18 protein-coding genes are annotated in these 16,326 nt (G+C 44.5%); 10 read left to right on the forward strand and 8 right to left on the reverse strand.

All coding sequences use genetic code 11. From position 1 onward, the window contains the following. Window positions 1–14: 14 nt before the first annotated feature. A complete protein-coding gene (locus tag ABK01_RS08320; RefSeq protein WP_253675303.1) occupies window positions 15–3,071 on the reverse strand; it encodes an insulinase family protein in 3,057 nt (1,018 codons plus the stop codon). Continuing rightward, complete coding sequence (locus tag ABK01_RS08325) at window positions 3,059–4,120, reverse strand: flagellar motor switch protein FliG (protein ID WP_253675304.1); 1,062 nt, start codon at window positions 4,118–4,120, stop codon at window positions 3,059–3,061. The genes ABK01_RS08320 and ABK01_RS08325 overlap by 13 nt, the downstream gene beginning before the upstream one ends. A 290-nt stretch (window positions 4,121–4,410) precedes the next feature. Here ABK01_RS08325 and ABK01_RS08330 point away from each other — a divergent pair, with 290 nt between their 5' ends. The 9 genes from ABK01_RS08330 to ABK01_RS08370 all read left to right on the forward strand — a co-directional run bounded on the left by ABK01_RS08330 (window position 4,411) and on the right by ABK01_RS08370 (window position 10,758). Then, window positions 4,411–4,902, forward strand: coding sequence for a hypothetical protein (locus ABK01_RS08330; RefSeq protein ID WP_253675305.1), 492 nt, complete (start codon window positions 4,411–4,413; stop codon window positions 4,900–4,902). A 91-nt stretch (window positions 4,903–4,993) separates the two neighbouring features. Next, window positions 4,994–5,746, forward strand: coding sequence for an ABC transporter ATP-binding protein (locus tag ABK01_RS08335; protein WP_253675306.1), 753 nt, complete (start codon window positions 4,994–4,996; stop codon window positions 5,744–5,746). A 43-nt stretch (window positions 5,747–5,789) separates the two neighbouring features. Next, window positions 5,790–5,981: a hypothetical protein gene (locus tag ABK01_RS08340; RefSeq protein ID WP_253675307.1), complete on the forward strand. Its 192-nt coding sequence runs from the start codon at window positions 5,790–5,792 to the stop codon at window positions 5,979–5,981. An 11-nt stretch (window positions 5,982–5,992) separates the two neighbouring features. Further along, complete coding sequence (locus tag ABK01_RS08345; RefSeq protein WP_253675308.1) at window positions 5,993–6,250, forward strand: DUF4160 domain-containing protein; 258 nt, start codon at window positions 5,993–5,995, stop codon at window positions 6,248–6,250. 10 nt (window positions 6,251–6,260) lie between these two features. Next, a complete protein-coding gene (locus ABK01_RS08350; protein ID WP_253675309.1) occupies window positions 6,261–6,500 on the forward strand; it encodes a DUF2442 domain-containing protein in 240 nt (79 codons plus the stop codon). 25 nt (window positions 6,501–6,525) lie between these two features. Continuing rightward, window positions 6,526–6,984, forward strand: coding sequence for a hypothetical protein (locus ABK01_RS08355; protein ID WP_253675310.1), 459 nt, complete (start codon window positions 6,526–6,528; stop codon window positions 6,982–6,984). A 15-nt stretch (window positions 6,985–6,999) separates the two neighbouring features. Then, window positions 7,000–8,532: an ABC transporter permease gene (locus ABK01_RS08360; RefSeq protein ID WP_253675311.1), complete on the forward strand. Its 1,533-nt coding sequence runs from the start codon at window positions 7,000–7,002 to the stop codon at window positions 8,530–8,532. 34 nt (window positions 8,533–8,566) lie between these two features. Beyond that, a complete protein-coding gene (locus tag ABK01_RS08365) occupies window positions 8,567–9,901 on the forward strand; it encodes an ABC transporter permease (RefSeq protein WP_253675312.1) in 1,335 nt (444 codons plus the stop codon). A 77-nt stretch (window positions 9,902–9,978) separates the two neighbouring features. Next, window positions 9,979–10,758: an outer membrane lipoprotein-sorting protein gene (locus tag ABK01_RS08370; protein WP_044016367.1), complete on the forward strand. Its 780-nt coding sequence runs from the start codon at window positions 9,979–9,981 to the stop codon at window positions 10,756–10,758. An 812-nt stretch (window positions 10,759–11,570) separates the two neighbouring features. Here ABK01_RS08370 and ABK01_RS08375 read toward each other — a convergent pair. From ABK01_RS08375 to ABK01_RS08385, 3 genes are read right to left on the reverse strand one after another with little or no spacing between them, the layout of a single operon-like run. Then, window positions 11,571–12,398 carry a CPBP family intramembrane glutamic endopeptidase gene (locus tag ABK01_RS08375; RefSeq protein WP_253675313.1) on the reverse strand — a complete coding sequence of 276 codons (828 nt, stop codon included), beginning with the start codon at window positions 12,396–12,398 and terminating at the stop codon, window positions 11,571–11,573. Window positions 12,399–12,418: 20 nt separating this feature from the next. Then, window positions 12,419–12,886 (reverse strand): hypothetical protein, encoded by a 468-nt coding sequence (locus ABK01_RS08380; protein WP_253675314.1) that lies wholly within the window; start codon window positions 12,884–12,886, stop codon window positions 12,419–12,421. 14 nt (window positions 12,887–12,900) lie between these two features. Beyond that, the gene (locus ABK01_RS08385; RefSeq protein ID WP_253675315.1) at window positions 12,901–13,377 is read right to left on the reverse strand and encodes a pyridoxamine 5'-phosphate oxidase family protein; all 477 of its coding nucleotides are present in this window, start codon (window positions 13,375–13,377) and stop codon (window positions 12,901–12,903) included. Window positions 13,378–13,557: 180 nt separating this feature from the next. Here ABK01_RS08385 and ABK01_RS08390 point away from each other — a divergent pair, with 180 nt between their 5' ends. After that, a complete protein-coding gene (locus tag ABK01_RS08390) occupies window positions 13,558–13,779 on the forward strand; it encodes a hypothetical protein (RefSeq protein ID WP_253675316.1) in 222 nt (73 codons plus the stop codon). Window positions 13,780–13,842: 63 nt separating this feature from the next. Here the strand turns inward: ABK01_RS08390 and ABK01_RS08395 are convergent, their stop codons facing one another. The 3 genes from ABK01_RS08395 to ABK01_RS08405 form a co-directional block, all read right to left on the reverse strand. Further along, window positions 13,843–14,469 (reverse strand): ribonuclease HII, encoded by a 627-nt coding sequence (locus ABK01_RS08395; protein WP_253676606.1) that lies wholly within the window; start codon window positions 14,467–14,469, stop codon window positions 13,843–13,845. 68 nt (window positions 14,470–14,537) lie between these two features. After that, the gene (locus ABK01_RS08400) at window positions 14,538–15,428 is read right to left on the reverse strand and encodes a hypothetical protein (protein WP_253675317.1); all 891 of its coding nucleotides are present in this window, start codon (window positions 15,426–15,428) and stop codon (window positions 14,538–14,540) included. A gap of 7 nt (window positions 15,429–15,435) precedes the next feature. Continuing rightward, window positions 15,436–16,038, reverse strand: coding sequence for a phosphoribosyltransferase (locus ABK01_RS08405; protein WP_212565056.1), 603 nt, complete (start codon window positions 16,036–16,038; stop codon window positions 15,436–15,438). Window positions 16,039–16,326 lie beyond the last annotated feature (288 nt).

Genomic DNA, 16,326 nt, shown 5'->3' on the forward strand with positions numbered 1-16,326 from the left:
AACAGGGTTACTTTTTAAATTGAGGGCATAATGCTGAGCAGCGGAAGCCCTGCGCTGTCCGCTGTTTGCCGGAGTACGGCATCCGAGCAGATTACTGCAGCGGTACCGCCGGATATAGCTCCCGCCGTCGTTGTCGAAAGCGCGGTGCTTCCCGATACGCTTGCGGCGAGCCGTTCGGCAAGCCGGTTCATGCGTTCCCGTGTACAAGAGATGATACTTTCGATTGTTTGCATCCGCGCCTGATGGGTTATCCCGTTTAAGAGGCGCGAGAACGCCGCCGCGCTTCTCTGCGCCGGGGTTCTCGGCTGGAGCGCCGTGCTGTACGTGCCGGTAATCAAGGCTTCCAGTTCGGAATCGGTAAGCGGAGCCGCGATGCTTTTTTCGATGCAATCCCGTATACTGCGCAAGGATTTAAGCGGCGCAGGATCGCGGTAGGTAGTCATCGTAAACAGCGCCGTTGCGGAATCGGGATATGCCGAAACGCCGTACGCACCGCCTTTCACGCGGATTGCCTCCCACAATGCCCCCGTCTCAAGCCGCTGGGCATAGACGATGGAAGCGCCGTATTCGTTTTCGTCGAACACGGCGGGCACAAGCTGCGCCGCAAAGCCTACCTGCACGGCACTGGGAAAGGCCGAAAGCGCTGCCGGTCTTTCAAATGCTTCGGTTCTAAAGCCGCCGGTACTGCGGTGCGGAAAATCAAACTGCGATAAATGGGAAGTAAGCGCTTTTTTGATAACGCTCACATCGGCACTCGTTCCGCACACCTTCACGATAAGGCCGGAGCGCATCAGCTTCCGGTGTATTTCTTCAAGTTTACGGGCAAGTTCACCGATTGCTGCCGGTTTTTGCTCCAGCGCCGCATACTGCCCGCGCAGAAAACGCAGTTGAGGAATCCCCATCCAGAGATTTTCCGCCCGTTTTGAACCCGAATAGGCGGATGCCGCGTACAGTGCAGTCAACGTATGCCCCGAATACGAGGGGAGCGGATCAAGATCGTTTTTCAGCTGAATAAAAATGTCTTTCAGCCGTTTTTCGTCGGCAAACGAAATACCGTTAAGATACGAAAAAATACGGTTTACCGCGGGTTCGATATATTCGGGCAGCATCTTGGCACGGATTAAAATCCAGTCCCTGTCTACCACATCTTCCGCACGTAACGCGTTATCGAAGAACACCGGCGCTTCGGCTGTCCGATGCTTACCGGCGGAAAAGGTAACGGCGGAAAAGCCTCCCGTTAAATAGGCAAATTCGGCCGCAACGGCATCCCACGGTTGGGTTTTCGTACCCATTGAGGAAATGGTCGCCGTATAGAGCGTTAAATACGCGTAGTCCTCCGCCGAAAGAGAATCGGCAGGGATTGCAAGATCGAGATAGGTGATGCCGTTTGTCGGCTGTTCATGGATGATAACGGGAACCTTGCCGAAATATTCGAGGCGTTCGGGTATCGGCGGTTCAACCGGCGGCAGCTCCTCTTTTGAAATATGCGGAATAAGATGTTGCGCTTGGGCATCGGTCACTGCATTGGTATCAAGCCCCGTATTCGCATCCGCTTTTTGCCCGCTAACGGTTGCGGCCGTCTGTTCGGCGGAACCCGAATGGTGTTCTACGCTGCCGAGGCTTTGCGCCGCTTGGTGCGCTTCTTGAGCAAGCCTCGCATCGATGTTCTCGCAAAAGTGAATATCCGGCCGTACGGAAACGGTTGTCCGGTGAGGATTATTAAGCAGCAATGTACGGATGAGGTCTTGAGCGTAATGCGGGTTTTGGGAAAGCCGTTGTTTCAGCCGCTGAAAAGCAGGTATGGAACGGAGCGAAGCCTCCGGCGCAAAGCCGTGTATCCAGCCGCGGAGCGCCCGCCGCATCAAAACCAGCGAAAAGGGGCCGCCGGAACGGGTAATTTCTCTGTTATAAAAATCGAGGGAATTGAGCGCGGTTTCAATCAGCTGAGGTTCAAAACCGTTCCGGGCAATTTCTTCAAGGCCGGAAAGGATAAAGGCTTCAAACTGCCCTTCCGCACTTTTATCGATATCCGCAAGGCCGAGCGTAAAGCAGATGTTTTTCAGGTCTGCCTGTCCGCCGTTGTACGGATACACATCCTCGGCGAAGGGGCAGTCGAGCAGTCTCTTTTGCAAGGGCGCTCCGTCGTGTCCCAGCAACAGCTCCTCCAAAAACATACAGTCCATCAACCGGTCGATGTCGGCACTTTCGGGCAGCAGCCAATTCATCGTTACCGTCAGCTTGCCGGGATTTTTTCCTTCTCCTGCGGGCGCCGTTGCCGAAAACACGCGGGGTGCGGGATAGGGCGTAATAGCCGGAATGAGCGACGGCTTTTCCGCCGGTTCAAAAAACCGCAAGAAGCGTTCCTGCAAAAAGGCAAGCTGTTTTTCGGTTTCGATGTTACCGTACAAAAAGACCTTGCAGTTTACCGGATGATAGTATTTTTTATGGAAAGCGCAAAAGTCCTCATAGCTGAGCTTGACGATATCGGGCGGAAAGCCTCCCGAATCGTGCGCATATACGGTGTTCTGCAATAAGGAATACCGCAGCTCACGGTCTACGCCCGAATCGAAATCCGCATACGCGCCGCGCATCTCATTTAACACCACGCCGGAAAAATACGGCTTTCCGGCTTCGTCCAGTTCAAGCCGATGACCTTCTTGTTCAAAGGTTTCCCGCTTGAGCAGCGGAAAAAAAACCGCATCGCCGTATACCGACATTAAATTAAAATAATCTTTTTCGAGGATACTCGACGCGGGGTAAACGGTCTTATCGGGAAACGTCATCGCATTTAAAAACGTCTTAACGCTCTGCTTGGACAGTATCAAAAAAGGATCTTTTAACGGATAGTTTTTTGAACCGCAGAGCACCGAATGCTCCAGAATATGAGCGACGCCCGAACCGTTTTCAGGCGCTGTCATAAAAGCAAACGCAAAGAGGTTTTCGTTGTCGTCATTATGAATGTGATAAACTTCAAGTCCCGTTGCGCAATGCCGCGCAAAAACACCTTCCGCCTGCATTTCGTCAAGCGCCGTTTTTGAAATAATTTTAAACCCGTGGATTAGGTTATCCATACGTCGTCTCCGTCCTTTCCGAATAAGAGCAAATCACCGTCTTCCCAGTTTTTCCGCAATTCCTGTAAGAACCGATTGGTTACTTCGCGGCATTCCCGCACGGAAACCGGATGGGATGCTTGATCGTCGAGGATGAACTGCTGTCTGTTTTTCGAAATGTTATCGAGGATTTTTTTAACAAAGGCCTCCGGTTTATAGGAAATCAACGCGGCGATATCCGCCGTTTCCATGCCGGATAATTTTTTCTGTAAAAAGCGGTCGTCGGCTATGAGCACATCTTCAAAAGTAAAAAGCCGTTCACGGATATTTTGTTCAAGCTCGGGATTGGCCTCTGCGATATTCCGTAAAATAAAGTTTTCCGTTTCGGAATCGCTGCGCCGTAAAATAGCGGCAAGTACTGCGCGGCCGTCGATTGCTTCGGTAGCCGAGCCTGTCCGTATGCGGGTAAACTTTTCGCGCATAGAGGTACTGACCGTCCGCAGGACTTCGGGGTCGATCGTTTTAAGCCGCGCGAGGCGGAGCACGATGTCTTTTTTTTCGGCATCGTTTAAACCGGTAATATACGCAGCCGCTATTTTCGGTTCCAGCTGAGAAAGTACGAGCGCCTGCGTTGCAGGCATTTCATCCGCTAAGAGCCGCTTGAGCTTTTCTCCGTCGATGCCGTCCAAAAAATCAAACGGGCGCTCGGCTGCAGGCGGTATCGCCCGCTCGATAATCTCTTGAGCTTTTTCCCCGCCGAACGCCGCCGTGAGGATACCTTGAGCGGTTTCCACGCCGCCGACGGAATTTTTTGCTTCGTTATAAAGCGCGGTAAATTCGCTTAAAATATAGGCGGCTTCGTCTTTGTCGACATAGCGGATTGTCAGCATCTCCGCTACTACTTTTTCGATTTGCTCGCGCGTGAGTTTCTGCAGAACCTTTGCGGCCTGCGCCTCTCCGATTAAATATAAAAATTTTGCAACGCGGCGGTACGGGCTTTCTTTCTGCCCGCCCTCAGTAGGAACCTTTATTAAGCCGCGCCGCTGTATCTCACTTTCCAGATCGCTCATCTTATCTCCCAAAGCTCACGCATAAAAAGCTAATCCTTACGATTATAGTACAAAGAGAGGCGAGTATCAACACTACACATTGCCTGTTATTACCCGCTATCGTTGACCGTCGAGATTATACTTGACCTCAGATTATGAACTCATTATCCTAAATGGTCAGAAAAAGCAAGCATCCGGGGATGCAGCGCATTTTTTTTGTAACGGTACTCACCCCTCTCAGGTTTATTGTTTATTCGTCTGCAGGTTAAACACACTACCGGTAGACTAAAAGTTATTTCATAGAGGATGATATGATAAAAAACAATATCGCACTAGGAACAATGCTGATTGTGTTAAACCTCACCGGGCTTTATGCACAGGAGCAAACGCCAAAGATGGAACCGATTTTAACCGAAGCAGCCGTAAAAGGAGTTATCAAAAATCACGAAAAGCTGCTTGAAAGCCTCAATACCATTCTGGACGGCGGGGATTCTAAAGAAAGGCAATGGTTTGAGTCCTTTCAAGAGGCACTTGCAGAAGACACTAATCCGGCGGATTTCCTGAAACAGAATCCGACGCCGAAAAAATTACAAACGCTTTTCCGAAAATACGGACTTGACGGAAAAACAGGGTTATTGCAAATTATGGTGATTGCGTATGCCGTTTTGAATTCCGAATATGGGGCTCTTCCTATTGAAATCCATCAGGACGATTTGGAACTCGTGCAAAAATACCATGCGGAACTATCTGAATTGTTTAAGCCGATACCTGTTGAAACGGAAAGCGATACAGGTGATCAATAAAAAACACGGTTACAAAATCAGCAGTCGAAAGCATTAGCTTATCACACTCATTTTATGCTATTTTAGTAATTACAATTCGAGGAGATTATATATGACCATTGTACAAGTTAAGAATTTGCGCAAGACCTATCCCTTAGGGAAGGTTTTGGTAGAAGCGGTAAAAGGAATTAATTTTTCTATCGACAGCGGGGAGTTTGTTTCTATCTCGGGCCCGTCCGGCTCAGGGAAATCCACTACGCTCAACATGATTGGCTTGATCGATACGCCGACCTCCGGTGAGCTTATCATCAATGGAGAAACAATTTATCAGGAAAAAGACTTTACCTCTCTTTCCAAACGGAAAAACAAGGGATTGAAAATTCCGCCGCGGCTCGATAAAAGAATCACACAGCTGCGCCACGAGTATCTGGGTTTTATCTTCCAGTCCTTTAACCTGATTCCGGTTTTGGACGTATACGAAAACATCGAGTTTCCCCTTTTGTTCGGTAAGGCAAAAGAAAGCAAAGAAAAGAGTAAGGAATGGATTGAGCACCTCATTGAAAAGGTCGGATTGAGCGAATGGACGCACCATAAATCGAACGAGCTTTCAGGCGGTCAGCGGCAGCGCGTTGCTATTGCCCGTGCCTTGGTTACAAAACCTGCATTGGTGCTTGCCGACGAACCCACTGCAAACCTCGATTCCAAAACCGGCGATCAGATTCTTGCACTGATGAAGGACATGAGCCGCGAGTTTAATACCACCTTTATTTTCTCTACCCACGATGCAAAAATCGTCAATATGACCGACCACCGCATTAAAATCTTAGACGGAAATGTCGTCGAGGACACGAAGGTTAATGGGTAATTGGTAATGGGTAATTAGGAAAATGTGAAGAGGAATAGGAAAGATGCCGTATGAAATGCTTGAACAGAAAATAAGAGCATTGCCGCAGGATTACTATGAGGCGCTTGTGAACTATCTCAATTATTTAACTGAGAAAGCTGCGCAAGGGGAACAATTTTGCGAAGCAGATGCTTTTCAGAAAATGCGTGAAGCGGGTCTTAAAACGGTTTGGGAGTATGTAAAAGATGACGCGTGAGGGACTATAAAATGCCAGTATTGTCAATGTTTTACGGGGTTATTATCAGTATGTTCTATAAAGATCATAACCCGCCGCATATTCATATTCAATATGCAGAATATAAGGCGATTGTGGACTTTAATGGTGATATACTTGAGGGAGAACTCCCTAGCAAGCAACGTAAACTAATAGAAGCGTGGATTGTTTTGCATCAAGATGAGTTATATGCAAACTGGCAGCTTGCAAAAGACAAGCAAGGTCTATTCAAAATTGATCCTTTAAAGTAGAGGTATATCTATGATTTATCCGACAGAAGTGCAGTATTTACATGATTATGAATTGTTGATTACGTTTTCGAACGGAGAAAAAAGGGTTTATGATGGGCAGGATGATATAACGCAAGGAATATTCACTCAGTTGAGAAACAAAGCACTCTTTGCGCGTGCCCGTATAGAACGGGGGACTGTTGTGTGGAATGATGAGCTTGATATAGCTCCTGAAGCACTGTATGCCGAAAGCGTTGTATATACAAGGTAGCTGCTAGGGGGATAAGGACTGAACAATGAAAAGAAAAACGATACTGTTTTGTTTGACGACGGTTTTTGCGGTAAGCTGCTTGTTCGCAGCGAGTTGTGGCGGTGAGAAAGGCGGAACAGCAAAAGCAGCTGTAACGGAGACTGACTACAAAGACAAAGAAGCGGTTTTTGTCTATGACGCCGGAGAAAACCTCGTGGCTGTTCTTGCAGAGAAGAAACAGCTTGAGTATATCGGCGCGCTTATCGGCGGAAGCATCGGTCAAAGCAGTGAGGCGGCTACGCTGGAACTTGTTATAGATGTACCGGAGAATGCAAAGGTACTCTATCGCTATGTGTTCAAAAATAGAACGGAACAAAAGATGAACTTGTATGTGTATTCAAATTATCAAAAAATCCGGATAACGGATATTCCCCTGCTTTCTTCGATAGTATGGGATGTTACCGATGCGGATTATGATACATTGATTCACCCGGAGAAAATATAAAAAGGGATAGTAACGATGAATAAAACGATTTTTAAGTTGGCGTTGAAAAATCTTTTTTCGCATAAGACAAAGACGCTGATTATTATGATTTTGATCGGGCTCGGCAGCTTTTTGGTGGTGCTGGGGCTCGGTGTGCTGAATTTCGCCGAACAGCAGGCAAAGAATGTATGCGAGAGCGACTTTTGCGGCGATATTTTTATTACCGGAAAACCGGCTGATAAGGATGTCTTTGTAACAATTGCCGGTGCATATAAAAATGTCAACACGGGTAAGCTGCCTTCGATGCCGTATTTATCAAAGATAGAAAAAATTGAGGCAAAGTTACATGACATGCCGGAAGCTTCTGTGTTTACGCGGGGAATGGTTGTCGGGTATGGTATGCTGCGTCCGGCTGACCTTTCTGATACGTGGGAGCCTAAGGGCGAAAACTTTTCGTATATGCCGTATGCCACGACACTCGGTATTGAGTCTTCTTCCTATAAAAAAACATTCGAGACAATTAAGGTGTATGAAGGTGAATTTCCTGATTCGGATGATGCAGAATTTATCTTATTGCCGCCAAAAGTAAAAGAAAAGTACGAGAAATATTATGAACGGGAATTGCATGTTGGAGATGAAGTTGTGGTGATGAGCTTTGGAGAAAAAGCAAAGCTGCGCAAAATAAAGGTGAGCGGCTTTTTTACCTTTGCACATCCCGATACGGCGGTTCAAGATGTGCTTTATACGGATATCAACAGTGCGCGTATGCTTGCAGGCGTAACGATGGGGGCTCGTACCGTTACGGAAATTCCTCAGTCAATCGATTTAAGCCTTGCAGAGAAAAGCGAAGACGACTTGTTCTCCGATGATGCAGTCGGTGTCACCGAAGAGGCGGAAAGCATCACTGAAAAAAAAGCGACTGCGGAAGATTTGGAAAATATTTTAGGCAGTACGGAGCTGCGCAATCAGCTCAATATGGCGGACACCGATGCATGGCACTTTGTAACGGTTAAGCTGAAGGATCCTTCAAAAACATCCCGGGTAATTGCAGATTTGAATAAATGGTTTGCAGAAGAAGGCCTTATAGCACAAGCGCTTCCGTGGGATAAAGCAGTGGTGCAGTATGCTGCTGCGATTAAGATGACACGGACGCTGATGATTGCGGTGCTGGTATTGCTTGCCGTTGTGGTGCTCATCGTCATTATGAATACGCTTGTCGTTTCTGTGATGGAGCGGACGGCAGAAATCGGTACGATGCGTGCCATCGGAGCAAAGCGTTCCTTTGTCAGGAGGCTCTTTTATACGGAGTCGTTTTTACTTTCGTGCGTTGGGGTTCTGTGCGGGATTGCTCTTGCGATTATCGCAGGGATCATCTTTAATGCGTTGGGAATCAGACTTCCGAATGAAACGATGGCGGTTATGTTCGGCGGTTATAAAATCCAGACAGCTATCTCGCCGGTTGCAGTATTGAGTACACTTGCCGCTATGCTTGCCGCCGGAGTAATTGCAAATTGGTATCCTGTTGGACTTGCATTAAAGATCAGCCCGTTGGAAGCCATCAACAAATAAGGCATTATTAATGAAGGCATTTTAAGGAAAGATTATGAATATATTAAAGATTGCATTTCGGAATTTAAATAGGCAAAAACGGCGCAGTATGTTGTTGGTTATTGCGATTGTATTTGCGTTTCTTATTGTAACATTGATCGACGGACTGTCGGCAGGTGCACGTAAGAGTTTGGAATATCAGATTGCAAAGATCATCGGCGGGCATGTCTATGTAACCGGGGCAGAGAAGGCAGCGGATAAGACAGAAGATGATAAGGCGAATGAATACCTTCCTCCCGAAAGTGTTGAGCTTGTGCATAGAATCATCAAAGAAGAAAAAATTGATGCATTGTATACAACCGTGCGTGCAGAGCGTTACGGCACGCTGATTTTTGCCGGAAATCAGTTGACGGCTAAAATTGCAGGCTGCAAATTCGATGAGGAAGAAGCCTTACGCAATAGTTTTGCGTTTAAAGAAGGCGGATGGGAGAATGTAAAAATAGAAAACGCTCTTTTTATCCCTCAAAAAACCGCCGAAGCGCTGAATGTCGCTTTGAATGATGTTATCCTCTACGAAACGACAACATTGAGCGGGCAGGCAACGGTTGCGGAATTTCAAATAGCTGGTATCTATCAGGATCAAAGCCAGTTTGATCAAATACAGTTTTATGCGAACTTCGATTATCTCAATAAAATTGCCGAAATTCCCGAAGGGTGTGTTGCTCTGTTCGGTATTTTCTTGAGAGATGAAAACCAGCAAGATGCTGTTGCGTCCATTTTTGAAAAGCGCCTTGCCGAATACGGTCCCGTTACCAGCCGTGAACTGGCGGCGCAGTTTAACCCAACCTCTCCCGGGCAGGAACTGCTGCGACAGTTGAATGAAGGAAAGTGGGACGGAACAAAATACGCCGTTATGACCTTCTACGATTTTGCGCCGCAGATGGTAACGCTGTCTCAGACGATACAGTGGGTCAGTCTCGGTGTGCTGTTGGTATTGCTGCTCGTTACGATGATCGGTATTTCCAATACATTCAGGATGGTTGTGCATGAGCGGAAGGGCGAAATCGGTACGATGCGTTCTTGCGGTGTCAGCAGGGGAAAGGTGAGCCTTTTATTTCTTGCGGAGGCAGGCTTTCTTTCGGTTATCGGTGCCGCAGCGGGCTTTGTGCTTGCGCTGCTCGTTATGCTGATTATCAGCCTTATCCCCATATCGATTGACTCGGTACTCAGTATGCTCACCACAAACGGACATTTCTTGTGGATACTGTCGCCGACCGTTATCTGCTTAAAATTCCTGCTAACGGCTTTCTTAGCAATCCTTGCAGCGCTCGGCCCCGCAATCCGTGCAGCCAACATGATCCCTGCGGAAGCCTTGCGATCGAGCAAGTAAAGGGAATATACCCCATGAAGGGGTCTCGTGAGTAAAGTAAGAAAATGCCTCGAGCGTTTTACTAAGAGGAGAATATAATGGATTATAAAACGATGACGAAAAAATATGCCACAGTGTTTTTTGCGGCTATCTTATGTGCGCTGCCGCTCTCGCTTTCGGCACAAATACCGAGCACGGAAGAGATGTACGGTATTTTGGAAAAGCAGTACGAAGCAGGTAACTTTGATAAAGATATAACCTGCACGCTTTCGCTCATTATCGAAAAGCCGAACGAACCGAAATCTGCGCAGCAGTATAAACTATTCCGGCGTGATACAAAAGATCAAACCACGCTTGTGCAGCTTGCGCCTGAGGCGGATAAGGGAACGGGGTATATGCAGGAAAAGAATAACCTCTGGGTATATGATCCTACCTCGCATCAATTTACCCACTCTTCGCTTAAGCGCGCTATCGGGGATTCCGATGCAAGTGTTTCGGATGTTAATAAACGGTCTGAATTTAGAAAGACTTACGAAATTACCGATATAGCAGCATCAAAACTCGGTAAGTTTGATGTATATGCAGTTACGCTCAAGACTCTTCTTTCTGACGCGCGGTATGCGCAGGAAAAATATTACGTGCGTAAAACTGATCCGCTTATCTTAAAAATCGAAAGCTACGGCTCAAGCGGACGGCTGATGCGCACCACGCTCCTGCCTAAATACGTCAAAATCGGTAATTTCAACTGGCCTGCTCAATCCATCTATATTAACGAAATCAATAAGGGTGAAAAGACCACGCAAATACTCTCCGATTTTGATACCTCCGACATACCGGATGTGGTGTTTACGAAGGCCTACCTCGAAAAAATCAATTGATCGTTTGGAAATATGCATACCGGCTACTACGTTGCTACACAAAAATAAATGCTCAACGTACAATAAGTACGTCTCCGCTTTATTTTTGCTCGCGCCTTGTATCCGGTACCACTATTTCCAAACGCGCTGGAGGGGCGGGGTATCTACTGCGTCGCACGGCAAAAAAGTGTCCTCAACGTATCAAAACCGCCATGGACGGCGGTGGTTCCCAGCAATAGCGATATTTTGGCTTTGCCAAAATTCGCGTTCAAAAATTGACAAGGAGGTCAATTTTTGAACTTGCCAAGGAGGGCAGTGGTTTCAAGCAGAAGCAAGTTTGCTCCTGCAAACTTGTAGTCCAAAAATGTACAAGGATGTACATTTTTGGGCGTGCCGTATATTTCTTTTCCCAATTAAAAAGCACGTGTGCATGTCGTATCAAAATAAGCATTATGGCGCATAACCTCATATGTTCCCGCTACAGTGTGCTTTGTGTGTGTTGAGGATTAATCTTTGTGCAGCACTACCGGAGATAGTCAGTGTAACAGAATAAGCTCTGTTAGAATCTATTAGAACGAGATAATAATGGTATGAAAAAGAGTGTAAAAAGTCAATGATAGATAACAGGACATATCTAAAAAATGATTTGCAGTATTCTATATGAGGAAAAGGAACAGGTCGTCCAACTGATACGGCATGTTGTTTAATCAATATGCTGAAAAATCAAACATTTGAAACACTGCCTTTTGTAAAAAATAGCAACTGCTTAATCAACAGAATCGCTACTGTACCGCCAATGTTGTACAATGAATGATGGGATACACAGTTCTTAACTACAATCTTTTTTTATGCAGATAGACAAATAGAACAATTATAAATGACACGGATTGGGCAATTGCAATTCTCAAAAACATCAATTCATCACATCCTGTAGAAGAAACAATATGAAAAATATTGATGATTGTATTATTTACAAAGTGATCACCCATTGCCATATAAATAGAGCCGGTCAATTTTGTTAATAAAGCAAATTTAAATCCGATAAATCCGGAAGCAGTAACCAACAAAATAATATTTACATACATACCTTCAATACTGCTGCTGCCGTCAAAATAGTTTCTTACAGGTCCGATAAAATGCCATAACCCAAACAAAACAGAAGTAATAAGCACAGATACAAAAAATGTATGATTTTTCTCAAGCATTTTTGTAAACAGGCCTCTGAATATCCCTTCTTCCATAATCACATTAATGATATTCCCGATAATACAAATTACAAAAAAGAGTAGTGAAATTTGATTTCCTATATTTTTATCTACAGAATAAGAACTGACATATAATTGTAATGATTGAAAATTTTTATTTGAAACAGCTATAACAATCTCTATAGTATAAGCTAATACATATATACAAATTCCAAACAGCAATCCCATCAATGTATATTTTACAGCTCTATTTTTATTAAATCCGATATCTTGCGCTTTAAAGTTATATAATTTAGCTGCTATGAATAAAATAACTATCCCTAAAAGTTTGTGTAAAAATGCCTCTCCCAAAAATGTTTGATCCGTACGAATAATAAAATACTCTATAAATCGGAATATAAAGCACAATATATAAATCACGAGTACGGCAAACAAGGGTTTATTGATTTTCGTCATCTATTATCTTCTCCGCATTTTTATGCTTCTACATTCCAATTTTCTGAGTGTTCACGCTCACTCATGTATTGCCGTACTTCTGCAGCAGTTAACTTGCGTATCTGTGTATGCGGATACTCTTTATATTCTCCGATGGTAAAAAGAGGTACAGTGTGCTTGCATTGCTTGTCTTTGTTTTTCTTTAAAAATAACAGCACATCATTATATGAAGGAAAAATTTTATAGGATTTTTTCCCATTACTGTTTTCTATTTCGTAAATACCGCAGGATTGTTTTTCCGTATAATCCGCTGTCCGTAAATAGAGCTTTGCAATTTCCAATGACTTGAACGGGAAATTCCATCTTTGTAATCCACGTTTTGGATCACGATCAATACAAATACACCGTCCGCATGTCCCGCAAATATATTGCGTATGATGTTCCAAACAGTCTACAGGATTAAGCAATGGGGTAATTCTGTTTTCGTTTACGTAACACTCTTCACACATAGCTGTTTTTCCTTTTAAGCTTTCGCCCTGCGCTTTGCCGTCACACACGGAACATCGATACGCAGCACTGTAACCGATGTTGCCATCTGTTCGGTTATTTCAAAGTCTCTACCGCTTTGAGTTTTCATCATAAGCTGCAACCCCACAATTTTTTCCGCAACATCTTCAACAATGACCGCAGCTCCGTCTCCCATAACGCTTGCATATTCCGAACCGTATTTACACGGAATATCGCCGCCTGAAACAATTGCAACATTCGTTTCAAGTTCAATAAAAACACACGGATTCTTTTTGAGAATATCGAGTTTCCGACCTTCTTTTGCGCAGTGCACATAGAGAGTCAACGTACCGTCGGCAAATACAAAACCATACTGCATCGGTACTACATACGGACGGTCATTATCGATCATTCCGATATGCACAACCTTTGCCTGTTCAATAATCGACCTTATTTGTTGATAATCCGTTACTTCTCTGTCAGCTCTTCTCATAGACAAACCTCTCCGTTACATATTATAACCGTAAACACACATATCCGCTACCTATCTACCAACTCATTACGATCCGTTATATATAGAAATCAATACCCCAGCGCAGCACATCAGGACATTAAACTCTCTGCACAAGTATCAATATCTTAAGTTATTCGTGCTTTTGCCGATGCCTTTAATATGAGCTTCTCACAACTTTTTACCCTGATAAAGAATGTGGTTATTTCTCCCGAAGTGATTATCGTTACCATCCTGCTTATATTATACTTAAATCTTGTATTCTATATTGTGCGGTATCAAAAACCGAGACTTCCCTCGCTACAAAGCAGAATCCAGAAAAATTTGCAGAAACCGTCGGCAGAAGCTAAAAAGGATGGCACAACCACCGAGCAAACAAAATAAGAATCGGAAAGTTTAGAAACACCTTAACATACGAGGTTCTTTTTAAAATGCAGAGCTATCACCTTATATATGATCAGCTGTAAAATTAGCTGGAACATTTTTGAACTTAAAACGCTGCCGCTGGATAGGTGAAGCGCCGTATAACCCGATAAGAGATCGGTGCAGTTTTGTCCCATAGCCTTTATGCAGATCGTAGCGGTAGAGAGGATATTGTTTATGATATTCCATCATACGATGATCCCGTTCGGTTTTAGCTAGAATAGAAGCAGCCATCACACACGGATACCGCCCATCAGCCTTAGGTTCCGCAATAAGTTTGAAATTACCGCCAATATCAGGCAGTTGATTACCGTCAACAATAACCGTTAAATCCTTTTCGTTATCGGCAAGCGCATTTGAAGTCTTTCGCCCATACTGTGCAAATAGAGCCTCAAACGCTTCCTTCATTGCAGCAAGCGTTGCTTGTAAAATATTGATTTTATCTATTTGTTCTGAAGGAACCGATGCAATCTGCCAATACAATGCACCATCAAGAATAGCTGTCCGCGCAATTTCCCGTCGCTTCGGGGATAGCTTTTTTGAATCATCCAATATAGAAACATCAAAGGAAGCGGGCAAAATAACAGCGGCAGCGTATACAGGACCTGCCAACGCTCCCCTCCCCGCTTCATCAATACCGCAAAACAACATCACGTATTTTTCCTGTTCTGTTTATTTTAACCGTCCCCGCCACGATGCGCATTTATCTCTATGATGCGTTATCTACGAACAAGTGCTTCCTCAAATCCGGTGAATTCAACAGATTCCGGCAACTCGGCTTTAGACGCATTATCGGCAATGATAGCCGCATCCATCATTTCAAATAAAGGCGAGGTATACGAGCACTGCAATTTTCGCATTTTGACGGTTGAACCGGTAAGCTCAGCCAGTCTTCCGGTATAATGCGCGGCAAGATTACAAACCGTATCGGTCAGCGTACACTGTGTTTTTACAAAATCAAAACATAGCACCATTAATCCCGATGCCGAAAAAGTACTGCGTAGCGCGGACACGGTACTTTTTTTAGCACGCACCAATACAGCCTGCGCACTTTGTTCGGAAGTAAAAGACGTGTCGGTACAGGTTATGCGGCTATCGCGCAGTATCACTGCATCGCCGCCCTCTTTTACGGTAATCGAAACTTTATTCAGCGTAACGGAAGCATTCGAGCCGTATACAACAGGAACGGTACGAGGTTCCGTAAACCGTTCCGATCGCTTTACCGAACATCCTTTTATCTCCAACGAAGTACGCTCAACGACAAAACCGGCATTTTCTCCAAACGTAATTACCGGAGCATTCTCGCTGATTATCTTAATCGGAATGGTAAGAAATAGAGCTTCTTCAACATACACATTGGAACGAAGAAAAACAGAAACCGGTGCAGGTTTACCGTTTTTTACCGGAGCTTCTTGCCGATTTATCCGGTCATAGGCTGCTGCAACTGCTTGTTCAAGAGAGCCGAACGGACTGTCAGACGTACCTCTTTCAGCAGTTGTTTTGGCAGTAGCATCTACATAAATGGCTAAACCATTTTTCGCAGCAAAAAGGGAAAGAGAACAGAGAAAATAAATAAAAAAGCAAAATAGCGGCTTACTATTCCTATGCATTGTTTTTTTATAAAACACCCTTAAAAATTTCACGCAATTCGGGATATTGCGCATAGTAGTGCTTTTCAAGTTCCTCTGGAGTTAAACCGGTCAGTTCATGGCTCATGTAGTGAATCCACCGGCTGTCTTTATCGGAATGGATATCATGTTTTCTGCACCAATAATCCGGCTGAATAGGTTCGCTGCTCTTCCTATTATGGAAAACCTTATAATCATGTACGGCTATCTTTATATCACGCCGTGGAATACCTTTTTCCAAAAAAGCCGACACAAGATAATTGATTGTAGCACCGCTATCAAAAATATCATCGACCAACAATATCTTATCACCGCTCCGCAAATGTTCCGGTGAATATGTCCATCCGTCAATCATCATCTTTGACTGTTGATTGGCATCGGAATAAGAATGAGCAACGACAGCGGCATACAAAATAGGCTTCACATCTTTATTCACTAACTTAAACCATTCATGAATGGCATTCCCCAAAGATGAACCGCCTCGTAGTGAAACATATATCACATCAGGAATAAAACCATCCTCCCAAATTTGGCGTGCCAAACGGAACCCGTTATTACGAACCGTATCATAGGGTAAAAATTCTTTGCTCATAATCTCTTCCTTGCTTTACAATGTAGACTTTATTCCAAATCCGAATACATCAATCGCAGCCATGTCAACATGGTTGTTCAATTTTGAGGAAAATTAATAGTGATAGGAAATAAAGCTCTCATTTTCTTAGTATAACGATTTCAAACTGCTTATTCAAGAGACGTTTCAACTATCAGATTTAAATACGTATGATAAATCATCCACCGAATTATTGCATGGCAAAGCACATAAAAAAAGCTGCCTCCGTTATATTCGGTAGCAGCTTTCTAAATCTCAGTGTATTTGCAA

This window comes from Treponema sp. OMZ 305, from assembly GCF_024181325.1.
In the GTDB taxonomy this organism is placed as follows: Bacteria; Spirochaetota; Spirochaetia; order Treponematales; family Treponemataceae; genus Treponema.

Bases quoted from the DNA above. Each gene is read 5' to 3' on its own strand.
- ABK01_RS08365 (WP_253675312.1), top strand. From the start codon at position 8,567: ATGAATATATTAAAGATTGCATTTCGGAATTTAAATAGGCAAAAACGG.
- ABK01_RS08370 (WP_044016367.1), top strand. From the start codon at position 9,979: ATGGATTATAAAACGATGACGAAAAAATATGCCACAGTGTTTTTTGCG.
- ABK01_RS08350 (WP_253675309.1), top strand. From the start codon at position 6,261: ATGATTTATCCGACAGAAGTGCAGTATTTACATGATTATGAATTGTTG.
- ABK01_RS08325 (WP_253675304.1), bottom strand. From the start codon at position 4,120: ATGAGCGATCTGGAAAGTGAGATACAGCGGCGCGGCTTAATAAAGGTT.
- ABK01_RS08400 (WP_253675317.1), bottom strand. From the start codon at position 15,428: ATGCATAGGAATAGTAAGCCGCTATTTTGCTTTTTTATTTATTTTCTC.
- ABK01_RS08335 (WP_253675306.1), top strand. From the start codon at position 4,994: ATGACCATTGTACAAGTTAAGAATTTGCGCAAGACCTATCCCTTAGGG.
- ABK01_RS08330 (WP_253675305.1), top strand. From the start codon at position 4,411: ATGATAAAAAACAATATCGCACTAGGAACAATGCTGATTGTGTTAAAC.
- ABK01_RS08320 (WP_253675303.1), bottom strand. From the start codon at position 3,071: ATGGATAACCTAATCCACGGGTTTAAAATTATTTCAAAAACGGCGCTT.
- ABK01_RS08340 (WP_253675307.1), top strand. From the start codon at position 5,790: ATGCCGTATGAAATGCTTGAACAGAAAATAAGAGCATTGCCGCAGGAT.
- ABK01_RS08375 (WP_253675313.1), bottom strand. From the start codon at position 12,398: ATGACGAAAATCAATAAACCCTTGTTTGCCGTACTCGTGATTTATATA.
- ABK01_RS08395 (WP_253676606.1), bottom strand. From the start codon at position 14,469: ATGTTGTTTTGCGGTATTGATGAAGCGGGGAGGGGAGCGTTGGCAGGT.
- ABK01_RS08405 (WP_212565056.1), bottom strand. From the start codon at position 16,038: ATGAGCAAAGAATTTTTACCCTATGATACGGTTCGTAATAACGGGTTC.
- ABK01_RS08380 (WP_253675314.1), bottom strand. From the start codon at position 12,886: ATGTGTGAAGAGTGTTACGTAAACGAAAACAGAATTACCCCATTGCTT.
- ABK01_RS08345 (WP_253675308.1), top strand. From the start codon at position 5,993: ATGCCAGTATTGTCAATGTTTTACGGGGTTATTATCAGTATGTTCTAT.
- ABK01_RS08390 (WP_253675316.1), top strand. From the start codon at position 13,558: ATGAGCTTCTCACAACTTTTTACCCTGATAAAGAATGTGGTTATTTCT.
- ABK01_RS08360 (WP_253675311.1), top strand. From the start codon at position 7,000: ATGAATAAAACGATTTTTAAGTTGGCGTTGAAAAATCTTTTTTCGCAT.
- ABK01_RS08355 (WP_253675310.1), top strand. From the start codon at position 6,526: ATGAAAAGAAAAACGATACTGTTTTGTTTGACGACGGTTTTTGCGGTA.
- ABK01_RS08385 (WP_253675315.1), bottom strand. From the start codon at position 13,377: ATGAGAAGAGCTGACAGAGAAGTAACGGATTATCAACAAATAAGGTCG.